This window comes from Pseudophaeobacter profundi (genome assembly GCF_029697505.1).
In the GTDB taxonomy this organism is placed as follows: Bacteria; Pseudomonadota; Alphaproteobacteria; order Rhodobacterales; family Rhodobacteraceae; genus Pseudophaeobacter; species Pseudophaeobacter profundi.
In genome coordinates this window covers 142,406-165,308 of record NZ_JARJEF010000002.1, presented here as the reverse complement: position 1 = coordinate 165,308, position 22,903 = coordinate 142,406, and the positions used below count along the sequence as shown (strand labels likewise).

Here is a 22,903-nt window from a genome sequence, read left to right as displayed (position 1 = left end):
TGGTAAGATGAAGGTGGGAGGCGCACATGTCTGAACCCTTTTTGATTGGTGATGGCATGACAGGCGGATACGGCAAGGGGCCGGATATTCTGCATGACTGCACCATTGCTGTGAACCCTGGCGAGATCGCGGTGATTGTTGGCCCGAATGGAGCTGGCAAATCCACCGCAATGAAGGCGGTTTTTGGTATGCTGTCCCTCAACGCCGGGGCCGTGCGTCTGGACGGTGAGGATATCACCCGCCTGAGCCCGCAAGACCGGGTTGTGAAGGGCATGGGGTTTGTGCCGCAGACCAGCAATATCTTCACCTCGATGACGGTAGAAGAGAACCTGGAGATGGGGGCCTTTATCCGCACCGATGATATCACCGAGACGATGGAGCAGGTTTACGAGCTGTTCCCGATCCTGCGCGACAAGCGCAGCCAGCCCGCTGGAGAGCTATCAGGTGGCCAGCGGCAGCAGGTCGCCGTAGGGCGGGCGCTGATGACCAAGCCCAAAGTTCTGATGCTGGATGAACCCACGGCAGGCGTATCGCCCATCGTGATGGATGAGCTGTTTGACCGCATTATCGAGGTGGCCCGCACAGGCCTGCCGATCCTGATGGTGGAACAGAACGCCAAGCAAGCACTTGAGATCGCAGATAAAGGCTATGTTCTGGTCCAGGGCCGCAATGCCTATTCCGGCACCGGGCAGGAGCTTTTGGCTGATCCCGAAGTCCGCAAATCGTTTTTGGGGGGCTGAGCCATGGATTTTCTCAATGCCATTGTGGCACTTACCAATTTTGTGATGATCCCCGCCGTGGCCTATGGCTCTCAGCTGGCGCTGGGTGCACTGGGTGTGACGCTGATCTACAGTATCCTGCGGTTTTCCAACTTTGCTCATGGCGACACCATGGCCTTTGGCACCATGATAACCATTTTGGTGACCTGGGCGTTCCAGTCCTGGGGCATTGGTTTTGGTCCGCTACCCACCGCCCTGCTGGCCCTGCCTTTTGGGATCATGGCGACGATGGCACTGATGCTGGTGACGGATCGCACGGTTTATCGGTTCTACCGCGCGCAAAAGGCGAAACCGGTTGTTTTTGTTATGGTCTCGCTTGGCGTGATGTTCATGATGAACGGGCTTGTGCGTTTTATCATTGGGCCCGGAGACCAGCGCTTCACCGATGGTGAGCGTTTCATCATCAAGGCCCGCGCTTTCAAGGAAATGACCGGCCTGAGCGAAGGGCTGGCGATCAAGACCACCCAGGGCATCACCGTGGTGACTGCTATTGTGGTTGTGGCGCTGCTGTTCTGGTTCCTCAATAAGACCCGCACCGGAAAATCAATGCGCGCCTATTCGGATAACGAAGATCTGGCGCTGCTATCGGGGATCAACCCTGAACGCGTCGTGATGTACACCTGGTTGATCGTGGCCACATTGGCGACCATCGCCGGGGTGCTTTACGGGTTGGACAAAAGCTTTAAGCCCTTCACCTATTTCCAGCTGTTGCTGCCGATCTTTGCCGCGGCGATTGTTGGCGGACTGGGCAGCCCTCAGGGGGCCATTGCAGGCGGCTTCATCATCGCCTTTTCCGAGGTGACGATCACCTATGCTTGGAAAAAGGTGCTCGGCTACTTGATGCCTGAAAACATGGGGCCAGATGGCTTGGTGCAACTGCTGAGCACAGATTACAAATTTGCCGTCTCTTTTGCGATCCTGATCATCGTTCTTCTGTTCAAGCCAACAGGGCTCTTCAAGGGGAAATCGGTATGACTGATACCATAAAACACAGCCTGATGTTTGCCGCTGTCGCGCTTTTGATCCTGCTTGAAGGCCTCACCGATTGGAGCTTCTTCTCAGGATCCTGGAACTCATCCTTGGTGATCCTCAACATGGGGCTGATTTCGGCCATCATGGCGCTGGGGGTAAACCTGCAGTGGGGCTTTGCCGGATTGTTCAACGTCGGCGTCATGGGCTTTACCGCGCTGGGCGGTCTGGCGGTGGTGCTGACCGCAACCCCACCAACCCCGGGCGCCTGGAGCGCGGGCGGTCCAGGTATCGTCATGGCCATGGTCATGGGCGCGCTGACCGTGGTCGCAGCGGTTACCGTCACCCGTTTCCTGCCCCGCGGGGGGCTGCGTGCACTGCTGATCCTTTTGATCCTGGCTGTTGGCTTTGTCATTTACCGCGCGCTGTTTGACCCCTCGGTCGAAGCGATCGAGGCCATTAACCCAGCCTTGGAAGGCAATATTGGTGGGCTCGGCTGGCCGGTGATCCTGTCCTGGCCCGTGGGCGGCTTGCTGGCTGCCGGGGCGGCCTGGCTCATTGGCAAAACCGCGCTGGGCCTGCGCTCTGACTATCTGGCAATCGCCACCCTTGGCATTGCGGAGATCGTCATTGCCGTCCTCAAGAACGAGGACTGGCTGTCGCGCGGAGTGAAAAACGTCGTGGGCCTGCCGCGTCCGGTTCCGTTTGAGGTCGATCTGCAAAATGACCCGGCCTATGTCGAATGGTTCGCGGGTTTTGGCCTTGATCCCGTGCTTGGCTCGACGCTCTATGTCAAGCTGGGCTACGCGTTCCTCTTCACTCTCGTGCTTCTGATACTGCTGTGGATGGCGCAGATGGCCCTCAAAAGTCCTTGGGGCAGGATGATGCGCGCCATCCGCGACAACGAGGTCGCCGCCCGCGCCATGGGCAAGAATGTCACCAAACGGCATTTGCAGATCTTTGTGCTCGGCTCTGCCATCTGTGGCATTGCTGGCGCGATGATGACCACTCTGGACGGGCAGCTGACGCCAGGAACCTATAATCCCCTGCGCTTTACCTTCCTGATCTGGGTGATGGTGATTGTTGGCGGCTCCGGCAACAACTTTGGCGCAGTCCTGGGCGGCTTCTTGATCTGGTTCCTGTGGATCAAGGTCGAACCGATGAGCCTGGAACTGATCACCCTGTTGACCTCGGGCCTGGGCGAAAACAGTGGCCTGCGCGCCCATCTGATGGAAAACGCAGCCCATATGCGGCTGTTCACCATGGGGTTGATCCTGCTCTTGGTCCTACGGTTCAGCCCGCGTGGATTGATACCGGAAAAATGACAAACCAGGGCCGCTGCACCCATGGCGGCCCTTGAACTGGTCCAGATTTCATTTGGCCAAAAATATCCCCGCCGAAGGCGGACCCCATAGAGGCCTGGCAACGCCGGGCCTCTATTTCCTTCTAAGGCATGTCGGGCAAAACTGCGGGCTGATTTCGCACAACTTGAGCATACGAAATCAAACGCTAGCGGCCCTTGAACAGCCCCCCCAGAATACCACGCACCAGACGCCGCCCAGTTGTGCCTTTCAGCTCTTTGATCACCGCTTCTGACATGGCAGAGGCAAAGCTGTCCTTGGGCCGATAGTTCCGGGCGCTGGAACGCGGGATACGGCTGCCGGAATAGCGCCGGGCGGCGCTGAATTCGCGCGCCATCGGTTCTGGTGACTCTTCTGCCGCCTGCTCTGCAACTGCCGCCTGTTCCGCCGCCTTGGCACTGCGCTGCATCAGGATTTCATAGGCAGAATGCCGATCAAGCGACTTGTCGTATTTCCCCGCCATGTCAGATCCCTGCAAAAAAGCGGCGCGTTCTGCTGGGCTGATCGGCCCCAGCTGGCTGCTGGGCGGGCGAATAAGGGTGCGTTCAACGACCCCGGGCACGCCCTTCTTTTGCAGCATTGATGTCACGGCCTCGCCGACGCCAACCTCGCGAATGGCCTCCATCGTGGAAAATCGCGGGTTTTCGCGGTAGGTCTCCGCTGCCAGTTTCAGGTTCTTGCGGTCGCGCGCGGTAAAGGCGCGCAGCGCGTGCTGAATGCGATTGCCCAGCTGGCCAAGAATGTCCTCGGGCACATCGGCAGGGTTCTGGGTGATGAAATAGATCCCAACCCCCTTGGAACGGATCAGCCTGGCGACCTGCTCGACCTTGTCCACCAGCGCCTTTGGCGCATCATCAAACAGCAGATGCGCCTCGTCAAAAAAGAACACCAGGCGCGGCTTTTCCGGATCCCCCACCTCTGGCAATTCCTCGAACAGCTCGCTCAACAGCCAGAGCAGAAAGGTCGCATAAAGCTTCGGCGAAGCCATCAATTTATCGGCGGCCAGAATATTGACCATCCCGCGCCCGCTGCCGTCCTGTCGCATCAGGTCGCTCAGCGCTAGGGCAGGTTCGCCAAACAGATCGGCGCCTCCCTGGTTTTCCAGCACCAGCAAGCGGCGTTGGATCGCCCCGATCGAGGCAGGCGAGACATTGCCATAGCGCAGCGACAGCTCCGCCCGGTGCTCTCCGACCCAGACCAAGAGCGCCTGCAGATCCTTCAGATCCAGCAGTGGCAAGGCCTGTTCATCAGCCAGCCGGAAGGCAATGTTCAAAATGCCTTCCTGTGCCTCGCTCAGCTCCAGCAACTGTGCCAACAGGAGCGGCCCCATATCTGCTAGGGTGGTGCGCACCGGATGGCCCTGCTCGCCAAAAAGATCCCAAAAGGTAACCGGACAGCTGTGATAGTGATAGGGGTGCAAGCCAATGGTTTGGGCCCGCCCCATAAAGGCATCGTGCAATTTGTGGCCGGGCGTGCCGGGCTTGGCCAGGCCAGAAAGGTCCCCTTTGACATCCGCCAGGATGACTGGCACCCCCGCATTGGAAAAGCTCTCTGCAAGGATCTGCAGGGTGACGGTTTTCCCAGTACCGGTGGCCCCAGCAATCAGCCCATGCCGGTTGGCGTATTTAAAATGCATCTCCTGGGGCACGCCATAGTCTTCACCGCCACCGCCGATAAAAAGTTTGTCCGTCATATTCATCCTTTAGCTGCCTTGACTGGGCTTTAACCTCATTTGCGGAATCTGTTGGTTTCCGGCGCAAAACAGGCCTGTGTCCCAGGTAACCCCTTGAACATCGATTATTAACTTTTACATGCGATATATGTCTTGCCCACCCTGTCTTTCGAGATAGTTGGGCATTTCCTCCCTGTCAGACTGGCCGTGCCATGGGCACGGCCCTTTTTTTCGCCCCAACCCTGCCTCTTTATCGGGCAGGGCCAGTCTGACGATCGCGAAATACGCGCGTAAAACGCTCAAATCCAACTAAAGCGGCCGGACGGCAGATTTTTTCCGTATTGCATGTTGACCCAGACACAGGCCTTTCGTAACGTCCTATCCAATAACTAAGTCGGCCAGTCCGACGGGGAGTAAGACCAAAAAAGGAAGCCGGAGAGCTTCCTTTTTTGCTGTTTGTTCAAGCGCTTCACTTGTTACTAAACTTGCAGGTAATTCCCCGCTTATTCTGGGCACGGGCGGGGATTGTGGCCTGACACCCCTGCTGCAACATGGTAAAGCCATTGCAAACGACCTGTGATAAATGAGGCATGCATGATCAAGTCCCTTACGCCGATGACCCTGGCCGCACTTATAGCGGTGGCGAGCCCAGTTTTCGCCCAGGAAAGCAGTGAAACAACACCTGAAGCCCCAGCCACCGAATCGTCGGCGGATCAGGTCCTGGACCTTGGCCAACCTGTTGATGATGGTACCCCCAAGCTTGGTGATCGCTACGCCAAGGAAACCCATGGTGATTGGGATCTGGCCTGCGTCAAAACCGAAGAAGAAACAGACCCCTGTTCCTTGCTGCAGATCCTGACCGATCCAAACGGCAACCCGATGGCCGAGGTGTCGCTGTTCCGCATTGACCAGCCAGGCGGCCAGGCCGTTGCCGGGGCCACCATCATCGTGCCGCTGGAAACCCTGTTGCCCGCCGCCCTGACCCTGTCGGTCGATGGCGCGCCTGGCAAGCGCTATAACTACTCGTTCTGTAATCCGCTGGGCTGCGTCGCGCAGATCGGTCTGACACAGGCAGATATCGACACTTTCAAACGCGGTAGCGAGGCAGTTTTGTCTCTGCGCCCTGCCCCAGCCCCCGATCAGCTGGTTGAAATGAAGATGTCGCTCAAGGGCTTTACCGCCGGATTTGATGTTGTTGACGTGGTCACGCAGTAACCGCCTGATCTAAAACAAAACCACCTTTGGCAGCGCCCGCCTATCTGGGGCTGCCGGGCAAAGAACAAGCCACCATCGGGTTTCCCCTTTGGTGGCTTTGATTTTGCAAGGCAAGCTGACAAGCACCCCGAATGGTATACTCCAGCGTAGCACCTAGACGAGAGGGGAGCGCGTTCATCTACGCTCGCGCGGCGGGCTTTCCCTATTTGGTCTTACATATTTCAGCGGCGCAATACTGCGGCCCAGGTTGGCGCACATGTTTCAGGCTGCGTCAAACCCGCCCCAGGGCCAGTACCGCGTTCAACCCGCCAAAGGCAAAGGCATTAGACAGGGCCACCTCGACCCGCGCATCGCGGGCGGTATTGGGCACCACATCTAGCGCGCATTCCGGGTCCGGCTCTTCATAGCTGATTGTCGGGGCAATCACCCCATCTTTCAGGGCCATGATACAGGCCAGCAATTCGACCGCGCCGGTGCCGCCGATCAGATGGCCATGCATGGATTTAGTCGAAGAGATCATCAAGCGATCCGCATGCGGACCAAAGACATCGGCGACGGCGGCACATTCGGTTTTGTCATTGGCGACGGTACCGGTGCCATGAGCATTGATGTAGCCAACCTGTTCAGGGTTGATGCCGCCATCTTTCAATGCGCCGGCAATCGCCCGCGCCGCGCCCTGCTTGCTGGGCATCACAATGTCAGAGGCATCCGAAGACATTGCAAAGCCAAGCACTTCGCAGAGGATCTCTGCGCCACGCGCGCGGGCATGATCGTAGTCTTCAAACACAAAAATGCCGGCCCCTTCGCCCTGTACCATTCCATTTCGGTTAGCACTGAAGGGGCGGCAGGCCTCTTTTGACATTACCCGCAGCCCTTCCCAGGCCTTGACGCCACCAAAGCACAGCATGGATTCCGATCCGCCCGTCACCATTGCCGCGCTCATGCCCGAGCGCACCATCTGAAAGGCCTGCGCCATGGCGTGGTTCGAAGACGCACAGGCAGTGGAAACGGTGAAACTGGGGCCTTTGAGGTTGAATTCCATCGAGACATGGCTAGCGGCCGCATTGTTCATCAGCTTGGGAACCACAAAGGGATGCACCCGATTTTTACCGTCTTCATAGACTGAACGATAATTATCATCCCAGGTCGAAACGCCGCCACCCGCAGTGCCCAGCACAACACCGGATTTGGCGGAAAGCTCGCCATGGAATTCCAGGCCCGATTGGGCAATCGCCTCTTTGGCAGCAATCAGGGTGAACTGGGTAAACCGGTCATAGAGGCTCATCTGTTGGCGATTGAACCGGCCCTCGGCCTCGAACCCGTGCACCTGGCCACCGATTCGAATGGCAAGCCGTTCAACATCGCGAAACTCCAGCGGGCCAATGCCACAGTGACCTTCGCGCATTGCCGCAAAGGTGGCAGCGACCGAATGGCCCAGGGCATTGATCGTCCCTGCCCCGGTAATGACAACGCGCTTCATGGATCTGTCCCTTAATGTTCAGGCGCTTATATCACGTTTTCTGTGACACCAGCTTGTCAATCCCAGCGATGATTGCAGCAACGTTCGAAATGTCAAAATCGCTCTCATCCGGGGTATTTGCATTAAAGGGGATAGAGATATCAAATTCTTCTTCGATGGCAAAAATGCACTCTACCAGGCCCATGCTGTCGATCCCAAGATCGTCCAAGGTGCTGGTAAGGGTTACATCCGATGGCGCCAAAAGCGCCTGTTCCGCAACAATTGCGATGACCTTGTCTCGAGTGCTCATTTCGGCCCCCTGATCTGTGATGTCCTGGCAGATGTAGCGGCTGATTCCCTATTTGAAAACAGCCTTTTTCAGATTTTCGATATCGCGCATCAAACGTGGCAAGCGCCGCTGTGCCTTGTAGATTTCAGTATGGGTTTCCATCTTTACCGCCGGATAGCCCATGACCACGCGGCCCGCAGGCACGTTAGAGATAATCTTGGTCGCGCCCCCCGCAATCACCCCGTCGCCAATAAAGATATTGTCGGCCGCGCCACATTGGCCGCCCAGCACAACATTGTTGCCTATGTTTACCGACCCCGAAATCCCGCATTGACCGCAGAGCAGGCAATCGCGCCCAATCCGGGTGTTGTGACCCACATGCACCTGATTGTCCAATTTACTGCCGCTGCCAATTTCCGTGTCGCGAATGGTGCCATTGTCGATGGTGCAATTGGCGCCCAGCTCCACGTCATCGCCAATGCTGACCGCTCCCAGTGAATGAATGCGCATCCAGCTCTGGGCTTGTGCTTCGCCCTGATCGCCGACCGTCTTGCGGACATTTTCAACGCCTGAAACCTCGGGGGTGACATAGGAAAAACCGTCGCTGCCAATCCGGGCACCGGGCTGGGCGCGAAACCGATCACCGATGCGGGCGCGGGCACCAATGGAAACCATCTCGCGCAGCTGCGCCTGCGCGCCGATCTCGACCTCTGCCCCGATGTAGCAATGCGGTCCGATCACCGATCCGGCACCGATCTTGGCACCTGCGGCAATGATGCTCAGCGGTCCGACCGATACATCATCCCCCAGCACGGCAGTTTCATGTACAACAGCCGTGGGGTGAATGCCCGTTTCGAACCCCTGTCCACGGTCCAGCAGGGTTGAAACCCCGCCAAGCGCCATGCGGGGACGCGGCGCAAAGATTGCCGCCTTCAGCCCCATCGCCTGCCAATCGGCCCCCTGCCACAGCAGCGCCACCTGGGCGCTGCCCTGCGACAGGTTTTCACTGTATTTGGCAGAGGTCGCCATCGCCAGATCCTGCGGACCTGCATCCTGCGGCTCGGCCGCGCGAATGATCACAAGATCCAGATCCCCTTCGGCGGTCAGATCAAGAGAGCGAGCAATCTCGCGAACTGTATACATATTGAGGGCCCTTTCCAGGCGTCACGCAGTAAAACCGGCCCCCAATTTAGCCCTGGACGTCTGGCAGTGCCACCCCGGCCCGCTCCAATGCGGCCCAAACCTTGGCATCACGCCCATAGACATCCCGGCGGAACTCGGCCCGGCCTTTGTTGGACACATATGCGGTTCGATAGATAATGTGAACAGGCACCTTCTGCTCCAGCTCAACCTTGGTTTCCTTGCCGGACTTCAGGATCCGGTTGAAAAAGGCAGATGGGTCTTCGGTCTGTCGGGCCAGCAACGCATAAGCAAATTCAAAGGGCTGGGCCAGGCGAATACAGCCATGCGAAAAGGCGCGCACTTCCCGTTTGAACAGGCTTTTTTGCGGCGTATCGTGCAGGTAGATGTTGTATTTGTTTGGAAACATGAACTTGACGAGGCCAAGCGCATTGCTGCGGCTGGGCGGCTGGCGCATCGCATAGGGAAAGTTGCGCGCGGTAAACTGCGAGAAATCGGTATTGGCGCGACTGACCACGCGACCGCGATTATCGGTGATCTCGATATGGCCCACCGCATTGGGATTGTTGCGCAGCTTGGGCAGGTATTCCTTGGTGATGATCGAGCGCGGCACATACCAGCTGGGATTGATCACCATATGCTCCATCATATCCGAAAACTCGGGCGAGCGGCGATCCGACTGAGTGCTGCCAATGACGGAGCGGGTTTCAAAGGTCACATCGCCATTATCGACAATCTTGGCGGTGAAATCGGTCTGGTTCACCAGCACATGGCGCGCGCCACGATCCGGCGATAGCCAGCGCTCACGCTCCATCGCGATGATGACCGATTTCAGGCGATCCCGTACAGGGCGATTGATCTCTTTCAGGGTGCCGGCACCGGCGACGCCATCCTCTTCCAGCCCGTGATCCGACTGGAACTGCTGCACAGCGCGCTCGATATCATTGTCATAGCTGGCAGTGGCGCTGCGCTCCATATAGCCCAGGGCAATAAGGCGATCACGCAGGGCAATTACCTGCTGCCCCCGATCGCCGGGTTCCAGCTTGCTGCCAGGTACCGTTGGGCCCCATCCGCCCGCTGCGATCAATTGTTCCAGCCGCAGCTTTTCACGCATCAGGGCGCGGTACTGCGAAGATGTCGGCACCAAATTGCGCAGATAGGCAAAGGGCTGTGCTGTGCGCAGACCGTTCAGCGCGGCGACGCCGTCATGGCTTGGCCGGGTGCGGACCATACCATCATCAATCGACGATGGTTTTAACATGCCAGTCTGCAGCATCGCGGCATAGGTAACAAAGGCGGTGCTCAGCGCGGCTTCAACCTGGCCAAAGTCACGGGCGGTACGGGCGGCGCGCATCTGCCCTACCAGATCTGCCACTGTAGCGGACTGATCCGGCAAACCATGGCTGGTGGCATCTTCCAGCGCCCGCAACAGCGCGGCGCGGCGCATGGCTGCCGCCTCATCCGAGCCCGTCCAAAGCGGTGCATAGGTGGTGTCACGATAGAATTGCGCAACCGCATCGTTAACCGAGGCCTGCTCGGCAACGGCCTGACGAAAGGCCGTCGACTGCGCGGCAACCGATGAGCCAACCCCAAGACTGCCGATCCCGCTCAGGGCCAGAGCAAAAAGCCCGTATTTCAACCGGGCAGAACGGCTCGGGGTGTGCGGTTTGGTCATAATATTTGGTCCTCAACAGCGATGCGCAACAATTATCAGGGCAGCTACATGAAATTTTGGTGAAAGGCAGGGGGGAAAGTCCATTCACATTTGCGAAACCATGATGTGACAATCTCAGACTGGTGCGATGCAGTCGCATAAACAGCGTAATTGACCTGTCTCTTAGGGGAAAAATTAACCAATCGTCCCCCTTTGCGCAAATTTTTGCCGATAAAATGCAGCAATCATATTTGGCGTAAAACGGAACTTGGTAAATCTTCCGCCCTGTGGCATACAACCCACAGAAAAACTTAGCAGGTCCGTAACATCGGACATAGGCAGGACTAAACTCGTTCGGGATGGCGTAGTTACACATGGCAGAAATCACCAAGACGGGCATGACCCGGAGGGCACTGTTGGGCGCGTTTGCTGCAACAGCAGTTGCAGCAACACCTACTTTTTCCAAAGCAGCAGGCTTCCTGCGTGGCGGCGGCGATATTCGCCGCATCCGGATGTTCTCTGGCCGAACGGGCGAGCGCATCGACATGGTCTATTGGATCGACGGCGACTATATCAAGGACGCCGTGAAAGAGATTAACCATTTCATGCGTGACTGGCGCACCGATGAAACCATATCCATCGATCTGCGTACCATTGATATCATGGCAGCCTCTCACAACTTGTTGGATGTAGACGAACCCTACATGATGCTGTCGGGCTACCGCAGCCCCAAAACCAACGCGATGCTGCGCAGGCGGTCCCGCGGCGTTGCAAAGAATTCGCTGCATATGCGCGGTCAGGCCGCCGATCTGCGTCTCGCATCGCGCTCTGTTGGGCAAATGGCAAACGCCGCAAAGGCCTGTCGCGCCGGTGGCGTTGGAAAGTACCGCGGCTCTAACTTTGTTCACATGGACTGTGGCATTGTGCGCAGCTGGAGCGGCTAATCCCGCGCTTGCGCTCGTGTCATTGCGGGCCCACAAATCATATCTTTCTGTGACAGGCCATCCCAGCCCGTTCGAAATGAGGCAAGGCCCATTGCATATGCAGTTGGGCCTTTTTCTTTCACCAACTTCCTGATGTAAAAGTCCAGAGCAAGGTCCATAGGACATGCCTCCGGCCGCCAGATTACCTAGGTGTTTTTTCCAAAAGGAAGAAGTTTTTCCCATTGCGGTGCATTGGCCTGGCCGCTATACCCGCCCTACCAAAAGCACCTGTAGCTCAGCTGGATAGAGCGCTGCCCTCCGAAGGCAGAGGCCAGAGGTTCGAATCCTCTCAGGTGCGCCATTTTTCCAATGACTTAGCAAATCCCAGTTCTCGTAGTTTGTTGTTACATGTAACAGAAACGAACAGAGCAAGTGTGAGTGGGTTTTTACCTTACATCTTTCAACGCCGACCTAGAGGACAGAACTGAGGCAATCGACCTGTCTTCCGCCACCGGTTCAGCGGCAATGCTGGTGCGGTAGCCGCCGCTGTCCAGCATGTGAACCGCCCGCGTGATCAACCAAGCCTCATCGACATAGGACCGGAAATGGCGCGGGATTAGGGTCATTGTCACCTGATCGGATTGGACCCCGGCCCCATCTGTTACTGTCAGGCTCGACATGCGCGGCGCCAGAGCCTTGCTGATGTTCTTGCCATCCACCTCGACACGGAACATGGGCAAAAAATCGATTAGTCCCATAGGCTCACGCTCTCGGATTCTCTTGTTTTCTCAAACACTGGCAGCAAAACGACAGTGCCAACCGGCAGGACCGGCCCCAGATCTGCCAGCCCCCGGTTTGCCTCGAGCACTTGCTCGAGAGTACCCGTCACGGTGTTTTCATAGTGGCGCCAGACGATCTCATCGACCGTATCTCAGGATCAAACCAGATCAATAGCGAACCGCGCTGCTCTAGCGCCGTGTTGTACGAAGGCCAGTTCCAGGCCTTGTACGTCGTAGGGGACCAACTGCTCATGCCGGCCAGCTACCATGCTGAATTCACAGAGGGAATCCAGCACATTATTTGTGCAACAAAGCCTTGCTTGTGCCTAAGAATGATGCATAGAGATTGAGGCTTTCGAGCTTATGTAGAAACACTAACTTTATGAGAATAAAAGACTATGAAGATTGTCTCCGTATTGACACTTGTTGCGTTGATCTCTGCCTGCAGCACCGCTGACAAGGTTGCTGACACCACAAATACCACCGCCAAAACCGCCAGCAAGGTTGCAGTCATTGGTGCGGTTGCTGCAGGTGCAGCGACAGTAGCAAAAGCTGCTGCCGGCGGTTGATCAAGAGAACGCCCGGCGGGAGTTCTGACGCCGGGCGGCTTTGTCGCACCAATCGGGGTTTGAGCGCTCTTCCCCTTTCCCCAGACGAACATTTCCTACGGCCTCTGTGACGAGTATGCCAAGAGCGGTGTAGCGGTTCACTATCGCGATCCGGATCTGGAGCTCAGCGAATCCCACATCATCCGCTCACTCAACCAAGCCGAGGGTGCCAATAATCTGCAGCCTCCAAGAAGTTCTGGACGGTTTACTGCTCAAGGCCCAGCTCTTCGGCAATCTCTGCCGCGGGGGCACCAACATCGCGCAGGCGCAACGCATGATCTGCGGCATAGGCCTTGTTACGCAGGGCAAAACAGAACGGCAGCTCAACAATGCAGTTGCCATGGCTGAAACTGAGGCGTGTGGCCGCCTCTCCTTCGGATTTTAGCGGGGCTGCAGCTGGTGCCCCATCTTTCCCTTGGTAAGTATTCGCGCCGACGTGGATATGAACATCATCGCCAAAGGGAACCTGACCCGGATCAGCTTTTCTTGGCGGCTCAACAATTTTCTGAATCAGCGCAGTTCTCTTTCTGCTGCCCCGGATTTCTTCCCAGCGCGTAGAAAGCGCCGCCCAATATGCATTGACCTCGGCCATGCGGTGCAACTCGGCGCGTAGGCTAGGCAGCATTTCCACCAGGTTCTCGCAACGCCTAAAATCACCTGCATCAGGCGGATATTGCCGGGTATCTCCCCGTCCTGAGATATATCAGAGCGATTGGCACCAGTAAAATTTCTGGACAATAAGACAAGCGACTTGGCCCTGGAAAGACGCCCGTCCTAGGGCTGTATATGCCGCAAGGCCGAGTAGGTCTGAACCGGATCAGAATAGCCTTTTAGCATGATCGGGGCCAGTTGGTTGAACTGAAGATCGGCCTTTGACTGACCGGCTTTCATCGTTGCCTGATCAACCAGAACCTGTTCTGGTGCAGCTTTGCTGCAGAGCCGTGCCGAAAGGTTGACCGTTGATCCCAAGACCGTGAAATCCATCCGGTTGCGCGCGCCAATCGCACCCTTGACGACCTCTCCAGAGGCCACACCAATGCCCACATGCAGGTTGTATTCAGGGTATTCCTCCAGCAGGCTCGTCATTGCCTCGGTGATTTCGACGCCGCAGGTGACAGCCCGCTGTTCTTTATCCGGGCCTTCAAAGACCGCCACCAAGGCATCGCCAATAAACTTGTCGATGTCGCCGTGATGACGGTTCACGATCCCTGTCTGCACCTCAAAATAGCAGTTCAGCGCCTCGATCACGACCTCTGGCGCGACACGTTCCGAAAACTCTGTATAACCCCGAATATCGGTAAAGATCACCGAAACACTGCTGCGTTCTCCACCGCGCGATATGCCGTCCTGATCGGCCTTGCGGATCGCTGAGATCGTGCCCTCGGACACAAATTTCATCAGCTCCAGCCGCTGGCCCAGTTGGGCAATCATCTGGTTGAAACGTCTTGCCAAATCGGCGATTTCATCGCCAGTTCGAATGTTTTCGACGCGCGCGGTAAAATCCCCATGGCGCACCCGTTCAGCCACTTGGCCAATCGACAGGATCGGCTGCGTCAATTGCCGGGCAAAGATCATCGCGCCCAGGCTGGCAATGGCAAAACCAACCAGGCCGACCACCAGGATCTGGCGCGTGATGGCATTGCTCACCGCATAGGCGCTGGCTTCGCTTAATTCGGTGATTACCGCCCATGGAAACCAATCCGGAAAGGCGTAGGCACCCAGCATCGCGCTGCCATCCGGGCGGGTGTAGGGTTCCAGCGCGTCCGCCCTGGCCCCGGCAACAATCAGAGGCAGGGCCGAGCTGACGATGCTGCGCGTGGTCAGCAGTTCAACCTGCTCGCCCAAAACCCGGCGCCCTGCATGATCAATCACCGTGATTTCTCCACGCTGGGCAAAGGGGTGGCGTTTCACCAGTTGCCCCAGCACCGAGAGATCGATTTTGGCGGCCATGGTCACCTGCCGCCCGGCAATTGTGCTGGTCAACGGCAGCGCCAGTGTCGCCAGCCAATCGCCCGTCTCGCTGATCTGTGCAATCAGTGGGCGGCCAAATTGACCGGTGCCCTCAATGGCGCTGATAAGATCATCCGATGTGGTCAGTGTCTCAATCGGATCCAGGCCATTTTGCACCAACCTTTTGGAAAAGCTCTCATTGGTTACGAGGATGGGCAGGTCCGACCCCTGCACCGAGAGCTGCAGCGCTACCACCTGCGGCAGCTCTTCCAGCCCCAGCGTCAGCAACGAAATCTTTTGCGACACCCCAAGCGCGTCACTGTCGATAGCATTGCGGATCACCATGAGCGGTGTCAGCCATCGTCCGCGAAAGGTGCTGTCAAATTCCGTCCGCAGTTGGGTGGCAACGGTTGTAAGTTCTTCATTGGCGGCGCTTCTCAGTTCATCCCGCGTCAGACGTGTTAGATTTTGCGCAACCAAAACCAAAGGCGCGACAGCCAGAAGGCTGGCAAAAACAAAAAATTTCAGGCGTAGTGGAAACTTCATCACCTCCCCCTACTCGCGCGCGATTGCGATTATCGTCGCCGTATCTGTTGCGGTACCACAGATCAAACCGCTGGTATCACGTGCGACCACCTGCACCTCGTAGGTACCGGGGGCGGAATATCGGTGACGCACAATTGCGCCCGAGGCTTCGCCGCCATCGCCAAACATCCAGCTCAGATGAACGCCTTGCCCATCGGGATCTGTGCTTGCGCTGGCGTCAAAGCGCACCACATCATGGCTGGCCCCGACCATGACCTGTCTGTCTGGGCCTGCGTCCACCTGCGGCGGCGCATTCACCAGGATGCGGGCACTGTCCGTCCCTGTCGTACAGCCCGGCGCCCCGCTGTCATCCGTGACGGTCAGGCGAACGCTGGTGTCCATCGCGGCGGGAAAACTGCGCTCGACCCGTGCACCTTCCAGTGTAACGCCATCAGCAAATTCCCAAATCCATTTTGTCAGGCGCCCGTCCAGATCGCTGGATGCGCCGGCGTCGAACACAACGGTGTCTTGCGCACAGACCAGCCTGTCAGGGCCGGCAAAGGCGCTTGGCGCGGCGTTCACCCGGACATAGGTTGCTTCACTATTGCGACTGTTCGCCAGCCCGCGCCCATCATCCAGCGTGACGACCACCGGATACACGCCTGGCCGTGCAAAGGGATGCGAAAGACTGCTGCCCTTTGCGCTGGTCCCATCGCCCATATCCCATGCAACCTGCGTGCCTGCATCTGCGGCAACAGCCCAGTCAAGATCAACCTTGGGACAAACCACGCCGCGCCGCGCCAATCCGGCCAGCGGCGGCGGGTTGACCATGACCTCCTGGGTCGTGGTCGCCCGACTGTTCGCCACCGCAGCATCGTCTGTCGCGCCAAGCGTCACGGTATAGCGCCCCGGTTCGGCAAAGCGATGCGTGGCCAAGACCCCGCTTGCGGACTGACCATCGCCGAAATCCCAGTCAAAGACAGTTACCGCACCGTCGCTGTCGCTGCTCTTGTCGGCCTCAAAGACCACCGCCTGACCCGCCGCCACCACAAGGGGGCCAGTGATCACCGGTTGGGGCGCGGCATTGACGGTGACTTTTCGGCGCGCCTGCAGCCGACCACATTCGGCACTGCCGCCGCTCAGCTCTGCCGACAGGGTCACCAGATAGGTCCCCGGCTTGGCATAGCTATGCGTGACCTCCTTGCCAGCCCCCTGGCTCCCATCGCCAAAATCCCACTGAAAACTCTCTGGCACCGACTGGCCAAGCCGTGAAAGACCGGCGCTAAAGCCTGTCTCTACCGCAGCGGCCACCCGATCCGGGCCAAGAATCCGCAGGCCCGGCGCTTCGACAACGGTGACCGCAGCCGTATCGGTGTCAAGCGGGCTGCAGCTGCCAAGGGCCTCGCCCGTGATGGTTAAGGTCACGACATAAGTCCCTGCATTGTCGAACAAATACTCTGGCGATTCACCGCTGGCGGAGCCGCCGTCGCCAAATGTCCAAGCATAGGCGTTTACCGCCCCATCCGCATCGGAAGAGCCCGCCCCATCAAAGCGGACCTTATTGTTGGTGCAGACGGTCCTGTCTGGCCCAGCATCCGCAATCGGGCCTTCGCGGACAATTGCGGCGATCCGGTCCAGGCTGCTGCCGCGATCACTCCGCGTTTCATTGTCGACCTGAAGCGTAACGGAATAGACGCCGGGCTGTTCGTAGATCTTGGTCGGGTTGATCAGATCCGATCCGGAGCCATCGCCAAAATCCCAGGAATACCGCAGCAACCCGCCATCCGGATCCAGACTGTCAGAGGCATCAAACAGGATTGGCTCGCCCGAGCAGACATCACGATTGCCACCGGCATTGGCAACAGGTCTGGCGTTGATTGTCACCGAGGTTGCATCAATTGCCCCTGCGTTTGACAGGCCGGTGCCATCGTCAACATGCAGGGTGACCGGGTAGACCCCAGCACCGGGAAACACATGCAAGACCTCACGGCCAACAGCAGGCGCCGAGCCATCGCCAAAATCCCAGCGATAAATCAGGGCGTCGCCATCGCTATCGGCAGAGCCGACAGCACTTAGCCGGACATGCAACTCGTCGCTGACGATGGCGGGGCCGGCCTCGGCCACTGGTTGGCTGTTGACCCGAATGGTAAGGCTGTCGGTTGCAGTGCTATTTGCCACCCCGCTGTCGTCGGTCACAAAGAGCTGTGCCGACCAGACGCCTGGGTTTACATAGGCCCGCTCTACCACCGGGGCCTCCAGCGGGGCGCCAAGATCGTCAAATTCCCAGCGAAACCCTTGAATATCTCCATCCACATCAAAGGACTGCGAGGCATCAAATATGGCTGTACCTTCCGGAGCGATCAGCATATCGGCCCCGGCAACCGCAACCGGTGCACTGTTGACGGTGATCAACACTTCGCTTTCGTCCGAGGCGGCACCGCCCTGAAAATTGTCATGAACGGTCAGCCCTATGCGATGCAGTCCCGGCTTTGACATGCTCTGCGCAACCCGCAGGCCGCGGGCCTGGCTGCCATCTGGAAAGGTCCAGATATACTGTGAAATATCGCCATCGGGATCCACACTGGCGCGGGCGCTGAGAACGAACTCCTCTCCCGGTGCAACCGTCTGCGGCGGACCGGCATCGGCAATCGGGCTGGCATTGATGGTGACGGTCATGGTGTCGCGATGCCGGTTCAGTGGCGCGCCGCTGTCATCCCGTACAAGCAAGGCGACCTCAAAAACACCGGGACGGAGATAGGCATGATCAACAGTTGCACCCTGCCCCGTGCTGCCGTCGCCAAAATCCCATTCATATGACGTAATCTGCCCCTCGGCATCCCATGAGCCGCGACCATCAAAGCGCACCTCGCTGGCGGTCACATATTGGTCTGGCCCGGCATCGGCCACCGGCGCAGCATCCACAGTGACCTTTCGCGTCAGTCGCTGCAGTGCCGAGGCCGTGCCACTGTCATCCAGCACGGTCAGCGTCACCGGGAAAACACCGGGCTGGCTCCAGGCGTAGTTCACCTTAAGGCCTTCCGCGACCACGCCGTCGCCAAAATCCCATTGATAGCTTAGGATAGCGCCGTCATCGTCGGTGGAGGCACCGGCATCCAGTGTTGCAACCTCGGCCACCGAAATGGGGCGCTCCGGGATGGTAAACTGCGGATCTGGCGGCGCATTCACCACCACCTGCATCCGGTCCACCCTGCTGTCATTGGCAACACCGCTGCCGTCCACCACGCGTAGGACAACATCATATTTACCCGCCTTTTCAAATACATGATCAACCGTTTCGCCGCTGAGCCGCATGCCATCGCCCATATCCCACTGATAGGCCGAAATCCGGCCGTCAATGTCATAGCTAGCACCGCCGTTGAAACGCACCGATTGCCCAACGATCGCCGATTGATCGCGGCCCGCTTCGGCGATGGGCCGGGCATTGACGATGACAAGCCTGGTGGCCAGGCCGAAATTGCAGGGGTGGGCGCTGTCGTCTTCCACGCGCAGCACCACACGGTATTGGCCCGGCACCGCGTAGGATTTTTGCGTTTGCGCCGCAGTGGACAGGCTGCCATCCCCAAAGGTCCAGTGGAACCGGGTAATCGGCAGATCCGAGGCCTGCGATCCAGAGCCGTCAAAATCCAACATCTGCCCCGGCGCGACCACAACCTCTGCGCCAGCCTTTGCGATGGGGGCGTTACGGATGTGCACCGGGATTGTTACCTCGGCCCCGCGACCAGGGCGCACCCCCGGTTCCAGCACGCGCAGTCGGGCGGTATAATGCCCCACGCGATCATAGCGATGGGCAATGACGGCGGCGTCGCTGTTGGTGCCGTCACCAAAATCCCAGTTATAGGCCAAAGGTCTGCGCCCGACGGACGGGTCACCGTCAAAAGCAACACTACGACAATCCGCCAGCGGGCGTCCCGTTGCTATGGCACTGGGACGGGCCGGCGTCGGTGCCCGCTGCGGCGGCATTTGCAACGGCACGGGGTTGCCCTCGGCGTCAAACACCGCCAGCGTCACGTCATTTGGCGTTTCAAAGCCGCCCACCAGGCTCAGCGCGAGATTGTCGCCCTGTAGCGGGACCAGATCGGAGGTCCAGAAATCCTGGCCAGACACCCGTACCGGAATATCAACATAATCCGTGGTCAGCGCCAGGGTGCCCCTGGCGGCATCAAAACTCTGGATCCGGTGGGGGCCTGTGCTGTCCGGCTGCAGCCAAATCTGGGTTGCAGGTTGCCCTTTCCACCAGCGCACGGTGGGACGAAAGGCAAACATATCAGCCCCTTCCACCGGTTTGTTGCGGTCCCGCGCCAGGCTGACAGCAACCGAAAACCCATTGCCGTCATCGCCGCCGCTGCCCTGAATATCAAGACGGAAGTAAGCGCGCTGGCCGATCACTTCCCCCTGTTTCGCCTGCAAGGCTGACAGGCTCACCCAGCTTTTGTCCGTTGCGCTATCGTTGCCAAAACTGACGTCTTTCAGCAGGGTTCCGGGGCCGGTGATCGGTTCAACCCGTCTTTGCTGTGGTACACGCGCGCCATCTGGTTCCGGCGCAGGGCGATCAGCCGCGCTATAGGCCCCCGCACCGCCAAAAATCCGAAAGGTGGTCAGCGCATTGCCTGTGCCGCCATAGGTAAAATCGCCAAAGCCAGACACTTCCGGGTCAAAGATCCGCAGGTAAAAGCGATCACGCAGATCCGCAGGCACGCTGACAAAGATCTGTTCCCGGTGGTCAACATCCCCTTCACGGGTCGGCGCCAAAACGCCATAGACCACCAGCAGGCCTTCCTTTGCCGCTGTTGCCTGCGAAATGGTAACATTTGGAAGCATCCCGGCCAGCATCAGTACAGTCACCACTGCCAAACGAAAAATCATCCTCATAGCGGTCGTCCTTTCACGGCATAGGTTTTGGCCCGGGGTCAATATCTTCCTTGATTACTTGATCGCTGTATTCCCGGCATAATCCTCGATGATCAGTTCAATAACCCTGAGGGTTCCGTCCTGCGGCGGCAAACTCGTGCGGCAAAGCCCGCTGGCGGAATCGCAGCGCATGAATCCCTCAATTTGGCTGCTGCCAACAGCTACAACAAAAGGCGCAGCCTGGCGCAGGCCGCTGGCATCTTTGGCGGCAACCTTCAGTTCTATTGGACCCTTCGCCCCCTGTGGGCGGTTGAAATCAACTGCCAGAATTTCAGGCGGTGCAAGATCCAGAACGCTTTGAAACTGTTTCACATTCACGTTGCCCACCGCATCGCTGGCGGCCAGTTCAAAAATGTTCAGACCTGGCTGCAATACCAGATCCAGCACGAACCGCCCGGATGTCATCGCAACCGGGCGACCGTTCAGCTCTAGCGCGGTGGCATCCCCGGCAAAGCCGGAAAGGTCAATCTCAGCCTCAGAGGTGGCGCGCGGCGGCGGCAGGTCCAGGTCGATCTTGGGCGCAGTCTGATCGCGCAGCACGGTGAACTTCAGCCGTCCCTCGACAGCGCCCCCCGGCCCCAGAACCTCTATCTGATAGCTGCGCACTGAGGGTTTGGCAGGAACAGTGAAACGCAAGCCTCCGCTGTCGGTGACGCGGGTCTGCACTACGATCTCTCCGCCTGCATCCCGGACGCGCGCCAGGGCGTCCGGCTCTGCCGTTGTTTGGGCAACAACAGACAGATCCGCAGACCGGGTCGCCAGAGCATCACCGCGCCGCGGCAGCGCAGGATCCAGCGTGATCTTGATAGAGGCTGCGGGACGGAAGGTCACGGTTTGGCTGCGGGTACTGGTATTGCCGGCTGGATCCATCGCCACCACCGATATTGTGTTTTGTCCCTGTTCCAAGGCCACACGGGTAACAAAGCTGCCGTCAGCCGCCCTGTCCAAAGCAGCGCCATTCAGCGTTAACAACGCATCCGTTTCGGTCGCGCCCAGAACCTCCACAAAGGGTATGGCCACGATGACATCAGGCCCCGGTGACAGCAGGGTCAGGAAGGGAGGGCTCTCGTCGTGACGCACGGTGAAATCCTGCGCCTTGCTCCATTGCCCCGGCAGGCCCAGCTGATCAAGCGCGGCGACGCGCCAGTGATACCGGGCCGGCGGCAGGGGTGCGTCAAAGCGGCTCTCTCGGATGCCCCACTCTGAAATCTGCATGTGATTGAATCCGGGGTCGCTGGCGATCTCCAGCCAATAGGCCTCTGCCTGATCAAAGGCCTGCCAAGCCACCCCAGAAACCTTGGTATAGATTATACCCCCAATGGGCGGCGCAAGCAGAACCGGGCTGACAAGAACCTCTGCCTTTTCAATCCCCTGGCCACCTAGCACCGCGCCCTCGTTTTCGCCCAGCAGGATGCTTTCACCATTGCGGGTGATTTCGATACCACTGTCGTCGTAGTTTACAAACCGCGCCCCTGATTGGTCATTCTTGACCCAGAAGTCCCCCGATCCGGTGTTGGTTTGAACCCCCGGAACATCAATCTCGAAAGAGGTCTTTTCTGACAGCTGGTTGAGCAGCGCATAGAAATCACCGTTCACAAGCGATACCTTGGTGACTTCACCGCCGGTCAGCGGATCCGATCGCATGCGCTGGATCGTGGCATTGGAATTCGGGTTCAGCCGTAGTCTGCTCAGATCGCGAAAGGTTATTTGGGTGGTACTGTTCGAAAGCGTACGCATGCGTTCATACTCGACAAGGATGTCGTTCACCTTACGCGCCGACCACCCCTGCTGCACCGGAGACCGCCCCTCTACGGTCCCCTGCACATCCGAGACAAGCGCCTCGGCGGCCTTGTCACGCTGGGCAAGGGCTATCTCCAGCGCCTCGACAGCAAAGTCGGTGGCAATCGTGGCAAAGCTTACCACCTTGCGCCAAGATCCCGTCTGACGCTGGGCGACAGCAGCGTCGCGGTTTTCAATGGCACTGCCAATCTGGCGCGGGGCAAATATCCCGGCGCCCTCGGAGGTGGCTTTTTGAATGGCGGCAAGAGAGGTCGACAGCGCTGCATCAGCGGCCTGCACCTGCTGCACCGGCAGTTGCAGCTCAATCCCCGGAACCAGATCGGCAACAGAGGCGATCTGGTTGATCTCAAGAACCGTTGGCCACAGATCCGGGTCGTTTAGATACTGGCCAACCACACCACGAATACTGTCCCCCTCACCCAAGCGAACGATCTGCATCGGCGCGTCCAAACCGCGCGGTTCAGCGGCCAAGGTCAGCGCAGAGCAGAGAGACAGCCCGACCACCACGGCTGCAAAACGCAGTCGAACATATATTGGAACACTTGGTACAATAAACTTCATGCAGCATCCTCAAAACCGGGCCTGTCGAAGTTTTCAAAACTGGTTAATTGTTACGTATCTTTCCTGATCACCCCCATTTCAGCAAGGAAAAATCTAAAACAGGCGGTTAAATTGCCGCCGCTGACCCCTTGTTAATACCTCACAATTCAACCCAGGGCAGATAAATCGGCGCGTTAATACACCTGTCGACAGGTTGGGCTGGATTGAAATTTTCGACTTGGCCCAAGCCGCCGCACGCGAACTGGCGAGAGGCCGGAATTCAACCACCCCCCGCACCCAAAATACGGGCC

General features: G+C 58.3%; 17 protein-coding genes, 1 tRNA gene and 1 pseudogene. 6 read left to right on the top strand and 13 right to left on the bottom strand.

The window, feature by feature from the left end; genetic code table 11:
- Window positions 1-26 precede the first annotated feature (26 nt).
- The 3 genes from P2081_RS03990 to P2081_RS03980 are packed head-to-tail and all read left to right on the top strand — an operon-like array spanning window position 27 to window position 3,073.
- Window positions 27-740 (top strand): ABC transporter ATP-binding protein, encoded by a 714-nt coding sequence (locus P2081_RS03990; protein WP_278921592.1) that lies wholly within the window; start codon window positions 27-29, stop codon window positions 738-740.
- Window positions 741-743: 3 nt separating this feature from the next.
- On the top strand, window positions 744-1,754 hold the full coding sequence (locus P2081_RS03985; RefSeq protein WP_278921591.1) for a branched-chain amino acid ABC transporter permease: 1,011 nt from the start codon (window positions 744-746) through the stop codon (window positions 1,752-1,754).
- A complete protein-coding gene (locus P2081_RS03980) occupies window positions 1,751-3,073 on the top strand; it encodes a branched-chain amino acid ABC transporter permease (RefSeq protein ID WP_278921590.1) in 1,323 nt (440 codons plus the stop codon). The genes P2081_RS03985 and P2081_RS03980 overlap by 4 nt, the downstream gene beginning before the upstream one ends.
- 184 nt (window positions 3,074-3,257) lie before the next feature.
- Here P2081_RS03980 and P2081_RS03975 read toward each other — a convergent pair whose 3' ends face one another.
- Window positions 3,258-4,802 carry a helicase HerA-like domain-containing protein gene (locus P2081_RS03975; protein ID WP_278921589.1) on the bottom strand — a complete coding sequence of 515 codons (1,545 nt, stop codon included), beginning with the start codon at window positions 4,800-4,802 and terminating at the stop codon, window positions 3,258-3,260.
- Window positions 4,803-5,375: 573 nt separating this feature from the next.
- Between P2081_RS03975 and P2081_RS03970 the strand changes: the two genes are divergently transcribed.
- Window positions 5,376-5,996 carry an invasion associated locus B family protein gene (locus P2081_RS03970; protein WP_278921588.1) on the top strand — a complete coding sequence of 207 codons (621 nt, stop codon included), beginning with the start codon at window positions 5,376-5,378 and terminating at the stop codon, window positions 5,994-5,996.
- A 271-nt stretch (window positions 5,997-6,267) separates the two neighbouring features.
- Here P2081_RS03970 and P2081_RS03965 read toward each other — a convergent pair whose 3' ends face one another.
- The 4 genes from P2081_RS03965 to P2081_RS03950 are packed head-to-tail and all read right to left on the bottom strand — an operon-like array spanning window position 6,268 to window position 10,559.
- Entirely contained in the window at window positions 6,268-7,476 is a 1,209-nt protein-coding gene (locus P2081_RS03965) for a beta-ketoacyl-[acyl-carrier-protein] synthase family protein (protein WP_278921587.1), read from the bottom strand.
- Between the two features lie 31 nt (window positions 7,477-7,507).
- Window positions 7,508-7,765, bottom strand: a complete 258-nt coding sequence (locus tag P2081_RS03960) for an acyl carrier protein (RefSeq protein ID WP_278921586.1) — start codon at window positions 7,763-7,765, stop codon at window positions 7,508-7,510.
- A gap of 48 nt (window positions 7,766-7,813) precedes the next feature.
- The gene (gene lpxD / locus P2081_RS03955; RefSeq protein WP_278921585.1) at window positions 7,814-8,887 is read right to left on the bottom strand and encodes a UDP-3-O-(3-hydroxymyristoyl)glucosamine N-acyltransferase; all 1,074 of its coding nucleotides are present in this window, start codon (window positions 8,885-8,887) and stop codon (window positions 7,814-7,816) included.
- A 46-nt stretch (window positions 8,888-8,933) separates the two neighbouring features.
- A complete protein-coding gene (locus tag P2081_RS03950) occupies window positions 8,934-10,559 on the bottom strand; it encodes a L,D-transpeptidase family protein (RefSeq protein ID WP_278921584.1) in 1,626 nt (541 codons plus the stop codon).
- Between the two features lie 353 nt (window positions 10,560-10,912).
- Between P2081_RS03950 and mepK the strand changes: the two genes are divergently transcribed.
- The gene (mepK, locus tag P2081_RS03945) at window positions 10,913-11,482 is read left to right on the top strand and encodes a peptidoglycan L,D-endopeptidase MepK (RefSeq protein ID WP_278921583.1); all 570 of its coding nucleotides are present in this window, start codon (window positions 10,913-10,915) and stop codon (window positions 11,480-11,482) included.
- A gap of 263 nt (window positions 11,483-11,745) precedes the next feature.
- Window positions 11,746-11,822 (top strand) — tRNA-Arg (locus P2081_RS03940).
- Between the two features lie 85 nt (window positions 11,823-11,907).
- Here the strand turns inward: P2081_RS03940 and P2081_RS03935 are convergent.
- From P2081_RS03935 to P2081_RS03900, 8 genes and pseudogenes are all read right to left on the bottom strand, one after another.
- Window positions 11,908-12,219, bottom strand: coding sequence for a hypothetical protein (locus tag P2081_RS03935; protein ID WP_278921582.1), 312 nt, complete (start codon window positions 12,217-12,219; stop codon window positions 11,908-11,910).
- Entirely contained in the window at window positions 12,210-12,350 is a 141-nt protein-coding gene (locus tag P2081_RS03930; RefSeq protein WP_369011390.1) for a tail protein X, read from the bottom strand. The genes P2081_RS03935 and P2081_RS03930 overlap by 10 nt, the downstream gene beginning before the upstream one ends.
- A 38-nt stretch (window positions 12,351-12,388) precedes the next feature.
- Window positions 12,389-12,493: pseudogene (locus P2081_RS03925) on the bottom strand (IS5/IS1182 family transposase); the annotation flags it as partial.
- A gap of 108 nt (window positions 12,494-12,601) precedes the next feature.
- Window positions 12,602-12,901, bottom strand: coding sequence for a hypothetical protein (locus tag P2081_RS03920; RefSeq protein ID WP_278921962.1), 300 nt, complete (start codon window positions 12,899-12,901; stop codon window positions 12,602-12,604).
- A gap of 152 nt (window positions 12,902-13,053) precedes the next feature.
- Window positions 13,054-13,473 (bottom strand): hypothetical protein, encoded by a 420-nt coding sequence (locus tag P2081_RS03915; RefSeq protein WP_278921581.1) that lies wholly within the window; start codon window positions 13,471-13,473, stop codon window positions 13,054-13,056.
- A gap of 149 nt (window positions 13,474-13,622) precedes the next feature.
- Complete coding sequence (locus P2081_RS03910) at window positions 13,623-15,344, bottom strand: adenylate/guanylate cyclase domain-containing protein (protein WP_278921580.1); 1,722 nt, start codon at window positions 15,342-15,344, stop codon at window positions 13,623-13,625.
- Window positions 15,345-15,353: 9 nt separating this feature from the next.
- Window positions 15,354-20,213, bottom strand: a complete 4,860-nt coding sequence (locus P2081_RS03905; protein ID WP_278921579.1) for a PKD domain-containing protein — start codon at window positions 20,211-20,213, stop codon at window positions 15,354-15,356.
- A 54-nt stretch (window positions 20,214-20,267) separates the two neighbouring features.
- On the bottom strand, window positions 20,268-22,613 hold the full coding sequence (locus tag P2081_RS03900) for a FecR domain-containing protein (protein WP_278921578.1): 2,346 nt from the start codon (window positions 22,611-22,613) through the stop codon (window positions 20,268-20,270).
- Window positions 22,614-22,903 lie beyond the last annotated feature (290 nt).

Coding starts and splice junctions, on each gene's coding strand:
- P2081_RS03990 (WP_278921592.1), top strand. CDS start 27: ATGTCTGAACCCTTTTTGATTGGTGATGGCATGACAGGCGGATACGGC.
- P2081_RS03985 (WP_278921591.1), top strand. CDS start 744: ATGGATTTTCTCAATGCCATTGTGGCACTTACCAATTTTGTGATGATC.
- P2081_RS03980 (WP_278921590.1), top strand. CDS start 1,751: ATGACTGATACCATAAAACACAGCCTGATGTTTGCCGCTGTCGCGCTT.
- P2081_RS03975 (WP_278921589.1), bottom strand. CDS start 4,802: ATGACGGACAAACTTTTTATCGGCGGTGGCGGTGAAGACTATGGCGTG.
- P2081_RS03970 (WP_278921588.1), top strand. CDS start 5,376: ATGATCAAGTCCCTTACGCCGATGACCCTGGCCGCACTTATAGCGGTG.
- P2081_RS03965 (WP_278921587.1), bottom strand. CDS start 7,476: ATGAAGCGCGTTGTCATTACCGGGGCAGGGACGATCAATGCCCTGGGC.
- P2081_RS03960 (WP_278921586.1), bottom strand. CDS start 7,765: ATGAGCACTCGAGACAAGGTCATCGCAATTGTTGCGGAACAGGCGCTT.
- lpxD (WP_278921585.1), bottom strand. CDS start 8,887: ATGTATACAGTTCGCGAGATTGCTCGCTCTCTTGATCTGACCGCCGAA.
- P2081_RS03950 (WP_278921584.1), bottom strand. CDS start 10,559: ATGACCAAACCGCACACCCCGAGCCGTTCTGCCCGGTTGAAATACGGG.
- mepK (WP_278921583.1), top strand. CDS start 10,913: ATGGCAGAAATCACCAAGACGGGCATGACCCGGAGGGCACTGTTGGGC.
- P2081_RS03935 (WP_278921582.1), bottom strand. CDS start 12,219: ATGGGACTAATCGATTTTTTGCCCATGTTCCGTGTCGAGGTGGATGGC.
- P2081_RS03920 (WP_278921962.1), bottom strand. CDS start 12,901: ATGTTCGTCTGGGGAAAGGGGAAGAGCGCTCAAACCCCGATTGGTGCG.
- P2081_RS03915 (WP_278921581.1), bottom strand. CDS start 13,473: ATGCTGCCTAGCCTACGCGCCGAGTTGCACCGCATGGCCGAGGTCAAT.
- P2081_RS03910 (WP_278921580.1), bottom strand. CDS start 15,344: ATGAAGTTTCCACTACGCCTGAAATTTTTTGTTTTTGCCAGCCTTCTG.
- P2081_RS03905 (WP_278921579.1), bottom strand. CDS start 20,213: ATGAGGATGATTTTTCGTTTGGCAGTGGTGACTGTACTGATGCTGGCC.
- P2081_RS03900 (WP_278921578.1), bottom strand. CDS start 22,613: ATGAAGTTTATTGTACCAAGTGTTCCAATATATGTTCGACTGCGTTTT.